The following is a 16891-nucleotide window of genomic DNA, read 5'->3' on the forward strand; positions in this document are numbered from 1 at the left end:
AGTTTGGGGGTGACAATGCTATGATAGTAAAAAAATTTATTGTCGAATAAAGTAAAATATATTAAGCGCAGTCGGTTTTGATGTTGATGACATCCGGGGGATTGATAACAGTTCCAGGACAAGCTCAATGGGACATCAAACTCTCTCAAAACAATCCACAATCTATCAACACGGCCTTACGCAGGATTTACTCACCTTTATCAGTTAGTGGGGAGTGTCTGAAAATGATAAAAGTCAAAGACAATGGCTACAAAAAAGCCTAAAATTTTATCCTCTTACTCGGGGAAGAATTCCTGCACCAACGTCACTATATCTAATTATTCATTTAAACTTGTCCCATTTATCGTCCCTGCAGTGTCAGATACAGTGGAAACGATTTATGCTGTATATATTACCCCTAATCCATCGGTGGAAAAGATTAGTTGCAGCGAGGCGGCACAGTACTTTGGCCTAACTCCAAGGGAACTGGAGATAGCCAAGCTGATAGAAAGAGGGTTTAGCAACCAGGAGATTGCCGATGAGCTCTCTATAAGTATCCATACTGTAAAAGCTCATACAGAAAACATATTCAAAAAAATGAATGTGAACAGCAGAACAGCAGTGATCTATAAGATGAAAGAAATGATGTGTCTTAATAGAGAGTAGAGACTAAACAAGGGCCTATACAGCCCTTATTTTTTCTATGCCCTCTCCAGCATGGTAAGAACTTCTTACCAGCGGTCCGGACGCTATATATTTAAAACCCATCTGATAACCAATCTCTCTGTATCTTTTGAACTGTTCGGGTGTGATATATTCTGCCACCTCTATGTGCTTTCCCGATGGCCTTAAATACTGGCCTATGGTCATCATGTCGCAGTCTATATCCCGAAGGTCCTGCATTACCTCTATGACCTCATCCTCCAATTCACCTAAGCCAACCATGATACCGGACTTGGTAAGTATATTGTCATCCAGCTCTTTAACCCTTTTTAGGAGGTTTAAGGACCGCTGATAATCCGCTCTGGGCCTTACCATGGAGTACAGTCTCGGTACTGTCTCTATATTGTGGTTTATGACATCCGGCCTGGCCATGACCACAGTCTTTATGGATTCTTCATTGCCCATAAAATCTGATACAAGCACCTCCACAGTGAGGCTGGGTATCTTCCTGAGCTCATTTATTGTCTTTGCAAAGTGCTGCGCCCCACCGTCAGGTATATCATCCCTGGTAACACAGGTGACAACTGCATGTCTAAGTCCCAGTTTTCTTGCAGCTTCCGCCACTCTCCTGGGTTCATCCTCATCCAACGGGAGAGGGTGACCCTTATCCACAGCGCAGAATCTGCAACCTCTGGTGCAGATATTCCCCATAATCATAAATGTAGCTGTCCTCTTAGCAAAACATTCTCCTATATTTGGACAGTCTGCACTTTGACAGACGGTATTAAGTGACATGTTGCTCAAAAAAACCTGCATTTTTTCAAGTTCTTCCGATGATACCCTGACCTTGAGCCAATCAGGCTTTTTCATCTTCATTCGCCACCAATCTGCTTAAGGATATCTCCTCAAACCCTATATCAAACACATCTTTAAACCTGCCAATCATTCTCTCTCTTACACTTAATATATCTTCATCTATGCCAAGCTTGTTCAAGGATGTAACTCCAAAATCTGTTATGCCGCAGGGATTTATCAGGTTGAAATATGAAAGGTCTGTATTTACATTAAAGGCCAGGCCATGCCATGTTATCCAGTGCCTTACGGCCACACCTATGGCGCATATCTTCTCGTCGTCCATCCATACGCCGGTGTATTTGGCCTTTCTCCCTGCTTTTATACCATATTCCGCCAAGAGCCTTATGATGACCTCCTCCAGCTTATCCACATAGAGGTGTACATCCTTACCCCATTTAGTAAGGTCAAACACGGGATAGGCCACAATCTGGCCAGGCCCATGAAAGGTGATATTGCCACCCCTCTCCACCTTATAGATCTCAGCCCTTTTCTCAAGTTCCTCCATCGGGATTAAAATATTATCAAAACCCCCGGCACTGCCAATGGTATACACCGGCGGATGCTGGAGGATAATAAGCACCCCATCTGTCTCTCCGCTTTTTACCCTTTCCATGGCGGCAAGCTGAATCTCTTTACCTTTGAGATAGGGTATCAAACCCAGTTTTAAGACCTCTCCTCTCCTCACTTCAATCAGCCCCTTTTAAAAATGCCTCTAGACACAGCACTCTTCAATGTCGCAGAAACATTTAAAACCTTTGGTCCATCAAGGCCCAGGATAACCTTTGTGCCATCTCCATTTTTAACTATTATATCTCTTTCTCCATCAAGGGCAAGCATAAAATCGCCATAATCAATCACGTACTCTCTATCCGGCTCCATCCTCTCATACAGGTCTATACCTATGCTGTCCACAGTCCCAGGCGCATATGGCACCTTTACTGTATATTTTGAACCGAGAATAACATGGGCCCCACAGGGAGAATCAAAATCAACTATATCCAGATATCCTGCAATAGACGAAAGACCAATGAACTCCGGCCTGGCCACAGTGGAAAATACCTCTTTCACCCTTTTGGTATCCCATACTGCCCGGCTGCCTTTAAAAAGCTCGTCTACAATGCCAACATCAATCAGGGCAATATCCTCAAAATCTCCCCTGCATATCCTTAAAAATTTCCTTCTTTGAATCGCATTATCACCTGCATATCCATAGATATAGACTCCTGCTGCTATCCCTGCTGTAGTGGTCTCAATCAAATAGGGAAAGACATTGTTCGTCCCTGTGGATATTGGTAAAATCGGCGTTGCCCTGTTTGATTTAAAAACCAGCCTGTTGGTACCATCCCCACCCATAACAACAATAATGCCAACATCAAGCTCCCCAAAAGCTTCAGCCGCCCTCATAGTGTCAACAGGTTTTCCTGTAAGAGGGATATCTATAACAGAAATATCCATTTCAAGCTTGCCTCTGGCTTTTAACGTATCAGCGGTCTTCTGGCCCATCGAAAAGCTATCAGGCATTACATAGGCCCTCTCTACACCCATGGACTGCAAACTCATGACCAGTCTTTCCAGCATATTCAATTTTTGATTATTATCAAAAGTGGAGGCCATTGTGGTCAGCCTCCGTATATCCCTCCCGGACTCCGGGTTTACAATTATCCCAACACTATTTTTCATCTTTCTTATCTTCCTTAAGCACTTCTTTTACTTCTTTTAATACCCTGTATGGCTTTGTCAAGATCCTTATGGGCATGGAACAGAGAAAACCCGTCAGGTCTTTCTCCAGTTCTTTTGTCATCCTGGTGGGTTTGGTCATAATCCTGTCTATAAAATCACCAGCATAATCCTTAACCAGAGCTTCCCTCTTAAGCTCTATCTCAGTACCGCATTCCTCGCATCTTATGCTCTTTATCACATTGCCTACATATGTTATTGTATGTTCTGTCTCCCTATTGCAGTGGAGGCAGAAAAGCACAGCCTTCATTTGAGTAGACATATAATCACTTCCCTTAGCCCTTATTTATCGGCATACCCAGGACGTCCTCCGCAGCTTCTTTTATGCCCTCCGACAGGGTTGGATGGGCATGGATAGTGTCGGCAATCTCCTCGGCCGTAAACTCCTCTTTTATTGCAAGAGCACCTTCATGAATAATCTCCGTGGCGTCCCTGCCTATTATCTCCATCCCAACTACCTGGTTGTACTTTGCCTCTGCTATTATCTTTACAAGGCCGTCGTTTTCTCCCATGGTCATGGCCCTGCCCAGAGCGGAATACGGGAATGTGCCTATCCTTACCTCGCCGTATTTCTCCCTGGCCTGGCCCTCATTTAAGCCTACCCATGCAACCTCCGGTTCAGTATACAGACAGCTTGGCACCACACTGTAATCTGCTTCTCTTTCTTCACCAGCTATATTGTGTGCCGCTACAATCCCCTGGTATGCAGCAACATGAGCAAGCTGTATACCTCCTGTCACATCACCTACGGCATATATGTTATCCAAACTTGTCCTCATGTGGGAGTCAACCCTTATACCCTTTCTGTCAGTTTCAAGGTTAAGTCTCTCTACCCCGTTTATATTAGCTACCCTGCCCACAGCGACAAGCACTGTATCACATTCTATACTGTTTGTATTCCCATTCTCTGCGTATACTACCTTAGGCCCGGCCTCTATTCTCTCCACCTTGCTGTTAAGGTGTAGATCTATCCTTTTACTCCTCAACGATTTGAGCATTATTTCTACTATGTCCCTGTCAATCATGGGCAACAGCTCAGGAAGCATTTCTATGACGGTTACCCTGCTGCCAAGGGCATTATATATATTGGCAAACTCCAATCCGATTATCCCTGCCCCGATGATGACAATCTTTTCAGGTACATTTTCCAGTTCCAGGGCTTTGTCGCTGGTTATTACACCGGAATTCTCCACACCCGGTATGGGTGGTATAAAGGTCTTGGATCCTGTAGCTATTATGAAGTTATTAGCAGTATACCTCTTATCCACCTGTATGGTATTTTTGTCTATAAATGAGGCCTTGCCATTGATGACATCGATATTATGGGCCTTCATAAGATAGCCCACACCGCCAACAAGCCTCTTTACTACCCTTTCCTTCTTTTTTCGCATCTTATCCGTATCTACCGTATACTGTGCCACTATGCCGAAGTCATCGGCAGCCTTTATGCCATTTATCAGTTCAGAGGCATGGGCATATACCTTGGTGGGTATACAGCCTCTGTTGAGGCATGTGCCCCCCAGTGAGTCCTCTTCCACTATTGCCACTTTTTTGCCAAGTTCAGCCAGCCTTATAGCCGCAGTATAGCCTCCAGGCCCACCGCCTACAACTATTACATCATAGTCCACTATTGAACCCTCCTCTACACAATCATCTGAATGGGATCCTCCAGAATTTCCTTTATTCTCTTTAAGAATCTTGCAGCTACAGCACCATCAATTACACGATGATCAGATGACAGGGTCGCCTCCATGATGGGTCTTATGACTATCTCTCCATTTACTACCACCGGCACCTCCCTAACCATCCCAACAGCTAAAATTGCAACCTCAGGCTGGTTAATTATAGCGGTAAACCTGGTGACATCAAACATGCCAAGATTGGATATGGTAAAGCTGCCTCCTGAGTACTCATCCGGCATAAGTTTACCATTTCGTGCTTTCTCCACAAGAGCACGCTCCTCCCTGGCAATTTCACTCAAACCCTTCTTATCAGCGTCTTTAACCACAGGCACTATAAGACCATCTTCCAGCGCTACCGCCAATCCGATGTTTATTCCTTCTTTCATTACTATGGAGTTTTCCTCCACATAGGCGTTGACTATGGGGAATCCCTTTATTGCCGTAGCTGATGCCTTTATAAGGATTGTATTCAGGCTGATCTTAACATCTTTAAGTTTGCCATTCAATCTTTCTCTGAGCGTGAGGACCTCACTCATATCTATTTCCATTGTAACATAAAAATGGGGTGCCGTGTTCATACTTTTTTGCATCTTATCTGCAATTATGCCCCTCATGCCGGTTAATGGGACTCTGCCTGAAATCTCCTCAGGCTTTGCAGTAATAGCGGGTTTGACTTCTATTTCCTTTAGGTATTTTTCCACATCAGCCCTCTGTATTCTTCCCTTAGGCCCACTTCCAACCACTTCCTTAAGGTCCAATTTATTCTCCTTTGCTATCTTTCTTGCTACCGGTGTAGCCCTTGGCTTATCCGTTTGAACGTGCCTTTCTTCACGTACAGATTCTTTTATACCCTTGAGCTCCGCTCCTTTAACCTCTGCTTTTTCCGTTTCTCTATTTTCACTCTCTAACTGTCCACTCTGACTGGACTTCCCAATCCCACTCAATATCTTTTCTACATCTTCCCCTTCTTCTCCGATAATAGCTATAGGCTCATTTATGGGTACCGTAGCACCCTCCGGAGCCAGTATCTTCAATAGCACTCCGCTATAAGATGATTCCTCCTCTATATTGACCTTATCTGTTTGAATCTCTAAGAGCGGTTCTCCCTGCTCTACCCTGTCCCCTTCTTTTTTTATCCATCTCAGTATTACTCCCTCTGCCATTGTCATGCCCAGTTTTGGCATCAATTCCACATTGGCCATGCTATCACCTCTTATCAAATATTTCTTTTACTCCCTCAATTATGTCCTCTATCTGTGGTACTGCCGCCCTCTCCAGTTCAGGCGCATATGGAATTGGTATATCCTTGCCAGCCAGCCTCTTTATCGGCTCGTCCAGATAGTCAAAGGCGTCGCTCTCTATGAGTTTTGATACAACCTCTGAGCCCCAGCCGTTATTTTTATTATCGTCTTCTACTATTATAGCTTTTCCCGTTTTGGATACAGATTCCACTATAGTCTCCACATCCATTGGCACAAGACTCCTGATATCTATTACCTCGGCATCTATTCCATATTCCTTTAACTTCTCTGCAGCCTCCATTGACCTCGGTACCATGATAGAACCAGCAATAATTGTTATGTCTTTACCTTCTCTTTTTACTGCCGCCTTTCCGATAGGCACTGTATAGTCGCCTTCAGGCACATCCCCCTTTGTCCAGTATAAGAGCTTATGCTCAAAGAATATTACGGGGTTATCATCCCTGACAGCAGCCTTCAGCATACCTTTGACATCATAAGGTGTAGCCGGCATAACCACCTTGAGCCCCGGGATATGGGCAAACAATGCAGGTAGGCTCTGCGAATGCTGTGCCGCAGCTCCTGTGCCGCAGCCCATGGGCGCTCTTATCACCATAGGTACCTTAAGCTGACCACCGGTCATATACCTGAGCTTTGCGGCCTGATTTACTATCCATTCCATGGCATCCATCATAAAATCAGAAAACATTATCTCTACAATGGGCCTCATACCGACAAGGGCGCATCCTACCCCTGCACCAACTATGCTGGCCTCGGATATCGGTGTATCCAATAGTTTATCCTTATACTTAGGGTACATGCCCTTGGTGACACCAAAAGCACCTCCATATATCCCTATATCCTCTCCCATCATAAACACATTCTCATCCCGGTCAAACTCTTCTCTCAATGCCTCAGCCAACGCATCTATATATGTCTTTTCACTCATATCATTCCCTCCCTATGCATAAACGTACTCTGTTATGTCTTCAACCCTGGCTTTTGGACTGTTTACTGCAAATTCATAGGCCTCTTCAATCTCTTCGTCCACCTGTTCATCTATCTTCTTTAGCTCATCCTCTGTAGCTATATTTCTATCCATGAGCTGCGATGCAAAAAGCTTGATAGGGTCTCTCTCTTTCCACTCCTGTTCCTCTTCTCTTGTCCTGTAGGCTCTCGGGTCGCTCTTTGAATGACCCATCCATCTGTATGTCTTGCTCTCTATGAGGGTAGCCCCTTCTCCTCTTCTGGCCCTGCCCACAGCTTCTTTCACCGTCTCATATACAGCCAGTACGTCATTGCCGTCAACTATCACTCCTGGTATATTATAGGCCTGGCCCCTTACAGCAATATCCTCAACAGCCGTTGAATTTTTCACGGGATTGGACATGCCATAGAGGTTATTTTCGCATAGATACACTATGGGCAATTTCCATATCCCGGCCATATTTAGTGACTCATGGAAAGCACCCTCATTGCCCGCTCCATCTCCAAAGAAGCATATTGTAACCTTTCCATCACCTCTTCTCTTCGACGCCAGAGCCGCACCTGTGGCTATGGGTATGCCTCCTGCCACAACCCCATTGGCACCAAGGTTTCCAGTAGATACATCTACTATATGCATTGACCCTCCTCTGCCTTTGCAATACCCGGTCTCTCTCCCCAAGAGCTCAGCCATCATCCTCTTCATCTCTGCACCTTTTGCGATGCAGTGCCCATGCCCTCTGTGCGTGCTTGTGATGTAGTCATCCCTGTTGAGTGCGGCACAGGCGCCTACCGCAGTTGCCTCCTCACCAATATACAGGTGGCATGTACCCCATATCATGTTTTTCTTAAAAAGCTCATCCACCTTGAGTTCAAATTTCCTTATTTCCACCATCTTTTGGTACATCCACAGCATTTTTTCCTTTGAAAGTTCCATCTTTTACAACCTCCTTTATAGTGTTACCTATATTACCTCTTTGTATCGCCCTCTTCAGGTACTATACAAATAAGCTCTAATGTTTCCTCTCCCGTATTTGTGAACTGATGAGTCTTATTAGAGGGAACATATGCAAATGACCCTTCTTTTATACATAATCTGTATCATCAATATGAAGTCTCCCCTTTCCTTTTACTACATAGTTGATGTGCGGCCATATTCCCTACTATCATCTCTTTCACCCCTCATCTCATTTCACCATCCATTTCACAAATTTGTGTGCATTCAAATTCCCTTATTCCAATCATCTTTTGATACATCCGCACCATTTTTCCCTTAAAAGTCACAAATACATCCCGTCCATAAGACAATAACGCATATTTCATGCCATATCGCTTAAAACCTGAGTGGGAGCAAACATGCCCCCACCTTTTGTACCGCAAATCTATCCAATAAGCTGATCCTGCAACTTTCTCAACTGGGTTATTATAGATTGGTCATCAAGCTCAACGTCCTCATATGTTATTACCTCCCCCTCCTTAATATCCCTTAACACCATCGTCTTTTTGTTTACCAGGCCTATCGGCAGAGCATTCATCTCTTTTGCCTTCTCATGGGTTTCTATCATTCCATATATTGTATACATGCCAATCCCGTCCAAGTACTCTCCAGCCTTTAAATCTCTTTTTGCCACTGCTACCGTATCAGAATATGGTTTTCCAGCAGGTGCTATTGTAGGCTCATGATATACGCAGGCCCTCACTGCAGAAATCGGAGTCTCAATGCTTGTCAGATGATACGGCCTGTATAGAAGGTAGTTTGGCCCGTCACCCATCTTCAGATACTTAAGTTCGTCATTTATAGCCTTCAGCGGAGCCCTTACTATAACAAACACGCCGGGAGCCACACCGTTTACATATTCAACCACATGGTAGTTATTTAATACTCCACCTTCTTCTTTCAGTCTTAATACCTCTGTAAGATTATCCCAGTTGCCCGATGCCCCGTGCATACCAGGTATGTCAGGCAGAAAACCAGTAGCGTTGGACACGGCCGTCATTTCAACCATTGTCTTTGTGCCATCCACAAAGGATGCAAGCATCTTCGGATTTGCACCCTCTATCTTTGCCCTTTCTACCTGAGAATCCGGGGTTGCGTGCCTGTTTACGGGATTGTTTTTACCCTTGCCAACCACGAGGACCTCAAAACCAAGTCCATCAACAAAGTCGTACAGTTCTTTTACAGCTCCCGGTTCATCGCCTGCAGATACCGTATAGACAACACCTGCGCTGTCTGCCATTTTCTTTAGAAGAGGCCCTACGGTGACGTCAGTCTCTACATTCAACATTACAATGTGTTTTCTGTTCATAATGGAGTCATAGGCCAGGCGTGCCCCCACCTCAGGTACACCAGTGGCGTCTATGACAACATCAACGGCAGGTGTCCCCGTTACGATTGTGCTGTCGGCAGTTGCCACATAATAGCCACTCTCTATTGCCTCCTGCGCCTCTTTAACACTCTCAACAACTTTAATATCTTCATCCTTCACTCCTGCCAGCCTGTAGGCATTTATCACATTTTCCAGTGCAATATCAGATACCAGGCAAGCCCGTATACCCTTCATCAAAAACATCTGGCTTACCATTCCCCTGCCCATCTGTCCGGCGCCAACCAGGCCTATTTTAATGTACTTTCCTTCTTCTTCCATTTTCCTTAAGTGATAATTCAGGTTTAACAATTTATATCCTCTCCTTGTCATATATTTTTATCCGGCTTCCCACCTTAATATCAGGTATTTCTCCATCAACCCTGACATCACCCGGCAGGAGTCCGGTGTTGTTATCGAATTTTAAACAGCAGTGCCCAAGTAAAGCAAGATTTTTATTAACCTCGTCTCCAACATCCAAAATCACATAATCACACTCATCAATCCTTAAGATGTCCCCTGGCCTGACCTCGGCATTTAACTCTTCCTTAGTGTGCAAAACAGATATCTCTGCCAGTTCTTTGGGGGCATCTTCATTAAAGATTATCAATATATTGGCTTCCTTTAATTCACTTACCTGTTCCCCAACTGCAGTTACTGTAGTCAGATACTTTACCATCTTGCCCCTCCTATAAAATATTTTGGGAGAGCGTTTTCGCTCCCCCTCATGTGCTATCTAAAACAGACCAAAACTGAATGCATATGCAATGAGAACAGCAATCGGACCTGTAAACTGCCTTGAAATCAAAACGGCACTGACACCTATGCTGGTGGTCTCCGGTTTGGCTTCACCAAGAGATAAACCTACAGGTACAAAGTCGCAACCAACCTGAGGGTCAATGGCAAACAGGGCAGGCAGTGCAAACTGCGGTGGTATATGGCCTCTACCTATCTCTACACCAACCAGCACCCCTATAACCTGGGCTATGACTGCCCCAGGCCCAAGCAACGGCGACAGTAAAGGAAATGCACATATCACAGAAATTACAAGCAGCCCGACCAGCGTACCGGCAAGAGGTGCTATAAGGTTTGCCAGTGCGTTGCCGACGCCTGTGGCCGTGATTATACCTATTATTGTAGCAACAAAAGCCATAAACGGTATTATATTTCTTATCAACTGATCTATGGTCTGCCTTCCCGCCTGGTACAGGGTACCAACAAAGCCGCCCATGGTTCTGCCGAACTTCTCAATTATATTTCCCTGGGGTACTTGATTTGCCGGCCTGGCCTGTGATGTGGCTGCCTCGAAAACAGACTTTTCTGATTTTCCCTCTCCAGCTACCTCTTCAGGGGTTTCATCCACAGATATAATATTTTCCTCTTTGACACCGGATACATATACATCCTCCTTAATGTATTCAGCAAGAGGTCCTACCTGTCCTACAGGCGTGAGATTAACTGTTGGAATCCTTTTCTTTGGGTATACTCCACACCTGGCAGTCCCCCCGCAGTCTATCACCACACAGCATATTTCGTTTTCTGGAACAGCACCCTTAAAACCATCTACTGCAGTGCCACCTGTCAGTTCTGCAATTTTCTTTGCAACAGGGTGTATCCCACCACCTGTAACAGATACAATCCTATCCTTGCCAACGGACGGCATTATAACAAGGGGGCCGCCCCATCCTCCATTCCCCTTTTCAATACGGACTGCTCTATACACAATTCTCCTCCTCTCTATATTTCAATCCCTTGCTGTCTCATCATCCTCAAAGTAAGTCTTTCTGTCACAACACCACGTATGAATATTACTATTATGCCTACTATAAAGTATCTTACGGCCAGGCCACCTATAGAAAGCCCCAGTTGCTGTATCCCCTGGGCGATTCCCATGTAGACAAAGAGCTCAGCAGGATTGGCATGGGGAAACAGACCGGTTATAGGGTGACAGAAAGAAACTGCAGCATCATAGAATGCAGGCTTGTACTTTTCAGGTAGGAACCTTCCAAAGGTATAAGCCATGGGGTTGGTTAAAAAGAACATGGCCATAATAGGCATTACTGTATACCTCAATATGGTATATCTGCCGGCAGCCTCTCCCCACCTGTTAACCCTTTCCTCACCAACAAACTTGACCAGGGCATTGACAGCAGTCATCAGGGTTACCAGGGTCGGAACTATCCCACTTAAAAATCCAACAAATGTCTTTCCACCTTCCTGAAATACACCAATAAAACCCTGTGCAAAATTTGCCAACACATCCATTAAAAACCCTCCCTTATAATAAAATTAGCCGGGGTAAAATTATCCCGGCCCGTGGCCCTACACTGTATTCTGTCTTTTCCTTGCAGTCTTTTCTTTTTTCTCGATAGTAATTATGAAGTCATCATTCTTCCCCTCTACCACCACCTTTTTATAATCGAAAAGCTGATATATTTTACTCCCTGGAGTCAACCTGGGTAATTTCTCCATAAGCACATTCTCCTTTATTGAGAGATAAACTGGATAGCGCTTTTTCAAAGGCCCTGCCAACAGCCCCCTTTAATCCGTCTTTACACTCCTCATCAAAAATATTTTTGCCAATCAAGGATTCAAACTTTTTGAACCTGGCCATTACTGTAATTCCATTTAATAACCTGCAATCAGAAATATTAAATTTCTCGTCTATCGACATTACCAGTATTGCTCCCTTTGAGAGATAGCCCCTCTGGGCTCCGATAAGGAGTCTACCTTGTTTAGCCAGTTCCATACTTGTCCTCTGATAGTCTTTAATCTGAAAATACGTTAGAATAGACTGTATAAGCCATACAACTCCTATGACCAAAAGCAATTTAATCCACATCAGGATACCCCCTTTATTAATTCCCCGGCTGTCAAATTATCTGTAACAATAATATCTATATATCCACCCTTCAATGCCCCTAAAATTGACAGTACCTTTTCCTTTCCACCTGCCACGCCCACCACTGTATTAATATCCTTCAGTATATGAAGTGGTATCCCAATAACCCTGTCATTTATATCCACATCGCACGGATTCCCATCTCTATCAAAGAACCTTGAGCAGAGGTCCCCTATTGCTCCTGCTTCCTTTAAAAGTTTTATTTCACTCTCGCCAAAATACCCACTGGCAAGCATTGTCGAAGATTCTATAGGCGCACCAATTCCCACAACAGCTATATCCGCATTAGCTGCTGTGTCCAGCACTCTTTTAACGTTAGTATCTGACAGAATACTTTTCTTGACATCCATCCTATCCACGAAAGCCGGCGCATGGAGGAGCTGCCATTTGCCCCCAAATGCTTTTGCAAACTCTGTTGTAATATTATTGCTATGCACATCATAGTTCACCTGACCTATCCCTCCAACCATAGGCACAAAAAGTGCATCAGGCGTATATTTCTGCTTTATAAATGGTGGAATTGATGCAAGCGTTGTCCCCCATGACAGGCCAACGATATCTTTATTCTTTATTATCCGCATCAGGAGTGCTGCTGCTGCTTTGCCCAGCTCTCTTTTCAATATGCCCTGTTCTTCATTTTGATATTCTATAACAATTGCCTCTTTTAAACCAAAGCGTTTTTCAAGCGCTTCTTCCAGATTAGAATAGCCATAACTGCTATTTATCTTAATCTCAACGATCCCCTCTTCTCTTGCTTTTTTTAGCAACCTGGAAACCGCTGGCCTTGATATATTTAACTTCTTAGAAATCTCATCCTGCGTAAGATTATCGCCATAATAAAGTGTAGATATTTTAATAAGTAGTCTGAGGTTGTCCTCCAAAAACAACCATCCCCTTTTGAACATTTGTTCAGTATGATTTCATTTGTTAAGTAAATTATAGTATGATATAATTTATTTGTCAACATAGAGTTTTAAAAAAATTTTTATAATATGTTAATTATTTAACGTGGTCTTTTTTGTGGAAAAATATCTTTAAGACCATTATAAAACCTTTTGAAAAAGTAATTGGCATGATTATTGCTAAGAAAAGAGAGGGGATGATTATGGAACAAAAACTTTTAGAACTCATTAAAAATGAAGACAAGAAAAACCCTATGACCGATGAAGAACTGTCAGCAAAGTTAAAAATGAGGAGGGACGAGGTAACAGAGTTAAGATTAAAATTAAACATTCCAGACTCAAGAGAAAGAAGAAAGCCATATATCCTTACTGAAATGAGAAAGATTATAAATCAAAACCCTTCAGTATCCGACAGGGAATTAACAAGGATTCTAAATGTAGAAGGTTACAACGTTTCCCGTACAGCAGTGACAAAACTGCGGTCATTAATAGATTCAGAGGAAACGGTTAAACCCGAAAAAACAGCATCTCCAAATTTAGATCCTTTTTCATCAATAATCGGATATGATGGCAGTTTGAAAATGCAGGTGCAGCAGGCAAGGGCTGCTGTTATGTACCCGCCGCACGGGCTTCATACATTGATAGTAGGGCCAACAGGTGTAGGTAAAAGCCATCTGGCCGAAGCTATGTACAGATTTGCCTTAGAATCAGGCAAGTTTCAAAAAAATGCGCCCTTTATAGTATTCAATTGTGCCGACTATGCAGACAATCCACAGCTGTTACTATCACAGCTCTTTGGACATGTGAAGGGTGCTTTTACTGGTGCAGACACAAACAAGGATGGGCTTATAGAACGAGCTAACGGCGGCATATTATTTCTCGATGAGGTGCACAGGCTTCCACCCGAAGGTCAGGAAATATTGTTTTCTATATTGGATTACGGCAGATATCGCCGATTAGGTGAGGTTGATAATTTAAGGAGTGTTGACGTGCTTATAATAGCAGCCACGACGCAGGATATAGAGTCTTCCCTTCTTCTTACATTCAGAAGAAGGATACCAATGGTAATAGAGATGCCCCCACTGGATGTAAGGCCAATATCAGAGAGACTGCAGATTATAAAAAGTTTCCTGGCCAAGGAGGCCACAAGGATTGGTAAAACCCTCAAACTCAAACCGGAACCTTTAACAGCCATGCTCCTTTATGACTGTCCCGGTAACATAGGACAGCTTAGGAGCGATATACAGGTTGCCTGCGCCAAGGCCTTCATAGCGAACCTGAACTCAAAACACGGTGATATAACCATAGGGCTTGAGGACCTTCCGGCACATGTGAGAAAGGGTATGCTCAAAAAGCGCATTAAGGAAGATCAGATAGGCATCCTAAACCACGAACTGAAGTTTACGCCAAAAGACGAGGTGATAGACAAACTTCCTAAGGAAGAGGAGTATACACTCCCCGATGACATATACCTTTATATTGAGGACAGATATGCCGAATTGAGCAACAAAGGCTTGGAACAAAACGATATTAACGAGATAATATCGGGCGAGCTTCAGGTAAGATTTCAAAACTTTTCTAACAGCTTTTCCAGAGGGTATGCAATAAACAAACAGGACCTCGCCCAAATGGTTGGCGAAAAAATGGTCCATACAGTGGAAGAGATGTTAAAGGTAGCTGACGCTATGGGATACAAATACAAGGAGGGGCTTATCTATTGTCTTGCAATACACCTTGCGGCAACTGTATCCCGGATAAAAGCTGGCAAGACCATAGTAAACCCTCAGATGGAAAAGATAAAAAAAGAGTTTGAAAAGGAACTGGCAATATCAGAGGAAATGAGCAAGATAATTGAAAAAGAATATGAAATTCATGTGCCTCTTGAAGAGATTGGATATATAGCCCTTTACCTGAAGATGATGTCAAAGAATGACAGCTATGAAGAGCCATCCATAGCAGTAATAATTGTCACACACGGGCATGTAGCCAAAGCCATGGCCGACGTTGCTAACGGACTCATGGGTGTAAACCATGCTGTAGGCATAGACATGCCTCTCGACAGATCTCCTGAAGAAGCCTTGGAAGAAACATTAGCCGCAGTAAAACGCATGGATGAGGGCAAGGGAGCTTTGCTTCTTGTGGACATGGGTTCTCTCGTAACCTTTGGCGAGATAATTATGCAGAGGGCAGGAATCCCTACCCGGACTATAGACCGTGTTGATACTGTGATGGCTATAGAAGCTGTCCGTAAGTCTCTCCTTCCTGATATTACACTGGAAGACCTGGCCGAGTCATTGTCAGAGCCAAAACACAGCACAAGGTACGCAAAATCCGACCCCTTTATTGTAAAGGATAAAGCCATTGTAACCCTGTGTCTTACAGGTGAGGGCAGCGCCCAAACCATAGAGAGGTTTATATGCAGCTCTATCCCGGATATAAGGGATCATTATGAGGTTATACCCCTCGGTTTAACAAAGGAAGGTAATATCGGCAAAATAATAGGAGACCTTCAAAGGCAGTATGAAATTAAAGCTATTATAGGAACTATTTCTCCTGGGGAGGATTACAATATTCCTTTTATATCATTGGAAGAAATAATCAATGGGAATGGCATAAAATACTTGAAGAAAATATTAGGCATAAAGTCCCAAGATAATCCACTATCTGATTTAATAAAAAAAGAACTGATTACTATCGCCAATGAAGAAACAACAAAAGCATCAATAGTAGATGAAATGGTGGATATGCTGAAAAAACACGGATACGTAAACAATGACTTCTTACTTGATGTTTACAAACGGGAACTGATGGGCGCTACCTGCATGGAGGAGGGATGTGCCATACCTCACGGCTTACCTCAGAATGTAATTAAACCATGTATTTCCGTATGCGTCTTGAAAAAACCTGTAAAGTGGCTGGAAGGCAATGAGGTCAAAGTGGTTTTCCTTCTAGCGCTGAAAGAGGATAATCAAGAAGCTTTTGCAGCTTTATATAAAAAAATAAGATCCAAGGGTTTTATTGATAGAATATTCACGGCTGATAATGTAGAAACTATAAGGGAGGTAATCATTGATGATTAAAGACTTCATTAGAGAGGACCTTATACTAAATCCACTGGTTGCGAATAGCTCCGATGAGGCATTGAAGATAATCTCTGATTTGCTATACAGTAAAAAATATGTAAAAGATAGTTTTTATACGGCCTTGATTGAAAGAGAAAAACATTTCCCTACTGGCCTTTTGATCGACGGCATTAATGTGGCAATCCCTCATACAGATTGCGTCCATGTAATAAATCCATGCATAGGTGTAGGTGTATTGCAAAAACCTATTAATTTCAAAAACATGGGCAATCCAACTGAGGATGTGGCAGTGGATATAATCTTTGTCCTTGCACTCAACGAGCCCCATGGGCAAATAGAACTGCTGCGGCAGTTGATGACTCTATTTCAAGACAGGGAACTTCTTGAATCAATAAAGTCCGCAAAAAACTCCACAGAGACATATAACGTCATTACCTCATTTGAATCTGTCATTTGACTGTGTTGCACAAAATATGTAATCTGTGGCATGAAACTTGCTTGTA

At 43.4% G+C, this 16891-nt stretch carries 19 protein-coding genes; 3 read left to right on the forward strand and 16 right to left on the reverse strand.

The features are described 5' to 3' along the window. Nucleotides 1-243 precede the first annotated feature (243 nt). Entirely contained in the window at nt 244-645 is a 402-nt protein-coding gene (locus FWJ32_RS09015; RefSeq protein ID WP_149545629.1) for a response regulator transcription factor, read from the forward strand. Nucleotides 646-660: 15 nt separating this feature from the next. Here FWJ32_RS09015 and lipA read toward each other — a convergent pair whose 3' ends face one another. The 16 genes from lipA to FWJ32_RS09085 all read right to left on the reverse strand — a co-directional run bounded on the left by lipA (nt 661) and on the right by FWJ32_RS09085 (nt 13284). Further along, entirely contained in the window at nt 661-1512 is an 852-nt protein-coding gene (gene lipA, locus FWJ32_RS09020; RefSeq protein ID WP_149545630.1) for a lipoyl synthase, read from the reverse strand. Next, nucleotides 1499-2182: a lipoyl(octanoyl) transferase LipB gene (lipB, locus tag FWJ32_RS09025; protein WP_149545631.1), complete on the reverse strand. Its 684-nt coding sequence runs from the start codon at nt 2180-2182 to the stop codon at nt 1499-1501. The genes lipA and lipB overlap by 14 nt, the downstream gene beginning before the upstream one ends. A 5-nt stretch (nt 2183-2187) precedes the next feature. Next, on the reverse strand, nt 2188-3177 hold the full coding sequence (locus FWJ32_RS09030) for an NAD(+)/NADH kinase (protein WP_149545632.1): 990 nt from the start codon (nt 3175-3177) through the stop codon (nt 2188-2190). Beyond that, nucleotides 3167-3496 (reverse strand): bh protein, encoded by a 330-nt coding sequence (locus FWJ32_RS09035; RefSeq protein ID WP_149545633.1) that lies wholly within the window; start codon nt 3494-3496, stop codon nt 3167-3169. Before FWJ32_RS09035 ends, FWJ32_RS09030 begins: the two co-directional genes overlap by 11 nt. 13 nt (nt 3497-3509) lie before the next feature. Next, a complete protein-coding gene (gene lpdA, locus FWJ32_RS09040; RefSeq protein ID WP_149545634.1) occupies nt 3510-4862 on the reverse strand; it encodes a dihydrolipoyl dehydrogenase in 1353 nt (450 codons plus the stop codon). A gap of 14 nt (nt 4863-4876) precedes the next feature. Beyond that, complete coding sequence (locus FWJ32_RS09045; protein WP_149545635.1) at nt 4877-6118, reverse strand: dihydrolipoamide acetyltransferase family protein; 1242 nt, start codon at nt 6116-6118, stop codon at nt 4877-4879. A gap of 4 nt (nt 6119-6122) precedes the next feature. Further along, entirely contained in the window at nt 6123-7103 is a 981-nt protein-coding gene (locus tag FWJ32_RS13505; protein ID WP_203227649.1) for an alpha-ketoacid dehydrogenase subunit beta, read from the reverse strand. Nucleotides 7104-7115: 12 nt separating this feature from the next. Next, nucleotides 7116-8075, reverse strand: coding sequence for a pyruvate dehydrogenase (acetyl-transferring) E1 component subunit alpha (gene pdhA / locus FWJ32_RS13510; protein WP_203227650.1), 960 nt, complete (start codon nt 8073-8075; stop codon nt 7116-7118). 32 nt (nt 8076-8107) lie between these two features. Then, entirely contained in the window at nt 8108-8227 is a 120-nt protein-coding gene (locus FWJ32_RS13890) for a cupin domain-containing protein (RefSeq protein ID WP_203227654.1), read from the reverse strand. Between the two features lie 293 nt (nt 8228-8520). Beyond that, complete coding sequence (locus FWJ32_RS09060; protein ID WP_149545636.1) at nt 8521-9813, reverse strand: NAD(P)H-dependent oxidoreductase; 1293 nt, start codon at nt 9811-9813, stop codon at nt 8521-8523. A 1-nt stretch (nt 9814) separates the two neighbouring features. After that, the gene (locus tag FWJ32_RS09065) at nt 9815-10180 is read right to left on the reverse strand and encodes a PTS glucitol/sorbitol transporter subunit IIA (protein WP_149545637.1); all 366 of its coding nucleotides are present in this window, start codon (nt 10178-10180) and stop codon (nt 9815-9817) included. A gap of 57 nt (nt 10181-10237) precedes the next feature. Beyond that, the gene (gene srlE / locus FWJ32_RS09070; protein WP_275266287.1) at nt 10238-11224 is read right to left on the reverse strand and encodes a PTS glucitol/sorbitol transporter subunit IIB; all 987 of its coding nucleotides are present in this window, start codon (nt 11222-11224) and stop codon (nt 10238-10240) included. A 14-nt stretch (nt 11225-11238) separates the two neighbouring features. Next, a complete protein-coding gene (srlA, locus tag FWJ32_RS09075; RefSeq protein WP_149545639.1) occupies nt 11239-11766 on the reverse strand; it encodes a PTS glucitol/sorbitol transporter subunit IIC in 528 nt (175 codons plus the stop codon). Nucleotides 11767-11823: 57 nt separating this feature from the next. Continuing rightward, on the reverse strand, nt 11824-11973 hold the full coding sequence (locus FWJ32_RS13520) for a hypothetical protein (RefSeq protein WP_203227651.1): 150 nt from the start codon (nt 11971-11973) through the stop codon (nt 11824-11826). Next, nucleotides 11939-12343: a transcriptional regulator GutM gene (locus tag FWJ32_RS09080; RefSeq protein WP_149545640.1), complete on the reverse strand. Its 405-nt coding sequence runs from the start codon at nt 12341-12343 to the stop codon at nt 11939-11941. Before FWJ32_RS09080 ends, FWJ32_RS13520 begins: the two co-directional genes overlap by 35 nt. Continuing rightward, nucleotides 12343-13284 (reverse strand): sugar-binding transcriptional regulator, encoded by a 942-nt coding sequence (locus tag FWJ32_RS09085; RefSeq protein ID WP_203227652.1) that lies wholly within the window; start codon nt 13282-13284, stop codon nt 12343-12345. The genes FWJ32_RS09080 and FWJ32_RS09085 overlap by 1 nt, the downstream gene beginning before the upstream one ends. A gap of 224 nt (nt 13285-13508) precedes the next feature. Here FWJ32_RS09085 and FWJ32_RS09090 point away from each other — a divergent pair, with 224 nt between their 5' ends. Both FWJ32_RS09090 and FWJ32_RS09095 read left to right on the forward strand, forming a co-directional pair. Further along, nucleotides 13509-16385, forward strand: a complete 2877-nt coding sequence (locus FWJ32_RS09090) for a sigma 54-interacting transcriptional regulator (RefSeq protein WP_149545684.1) — start codon at nt 13509-13511, stop codon at nt 16383-16385. Continuing rightward, nucleotides 16378-16845 (forward strand): PTS sugar transporter subunit IIA, encoded by a 468-nt coding sequence (locus FWJ32_RS09095; protein ID WP_238988844.1) that lies wholly within the window; start codon nt 16378-16380, stop codon nt 16843-16845. Before FWJ32_RS09090 ends, FWJ32_RS09095 begins: the two co-directional genes overlap by 8 nt. Nucleotides 16846-16891: the final 46 nt, after the last annotated feature.

It is taken from the genome of Calorimonas adulescens, from assembly GCF_008274215.1.
Classification (GTDB): domain Bacteria; phylum Bacillota; class Thermoanaerobacteria; order Thermoanaerobacterales; family UBA4877; genus Calorimonas; species Calorimonas adulescens.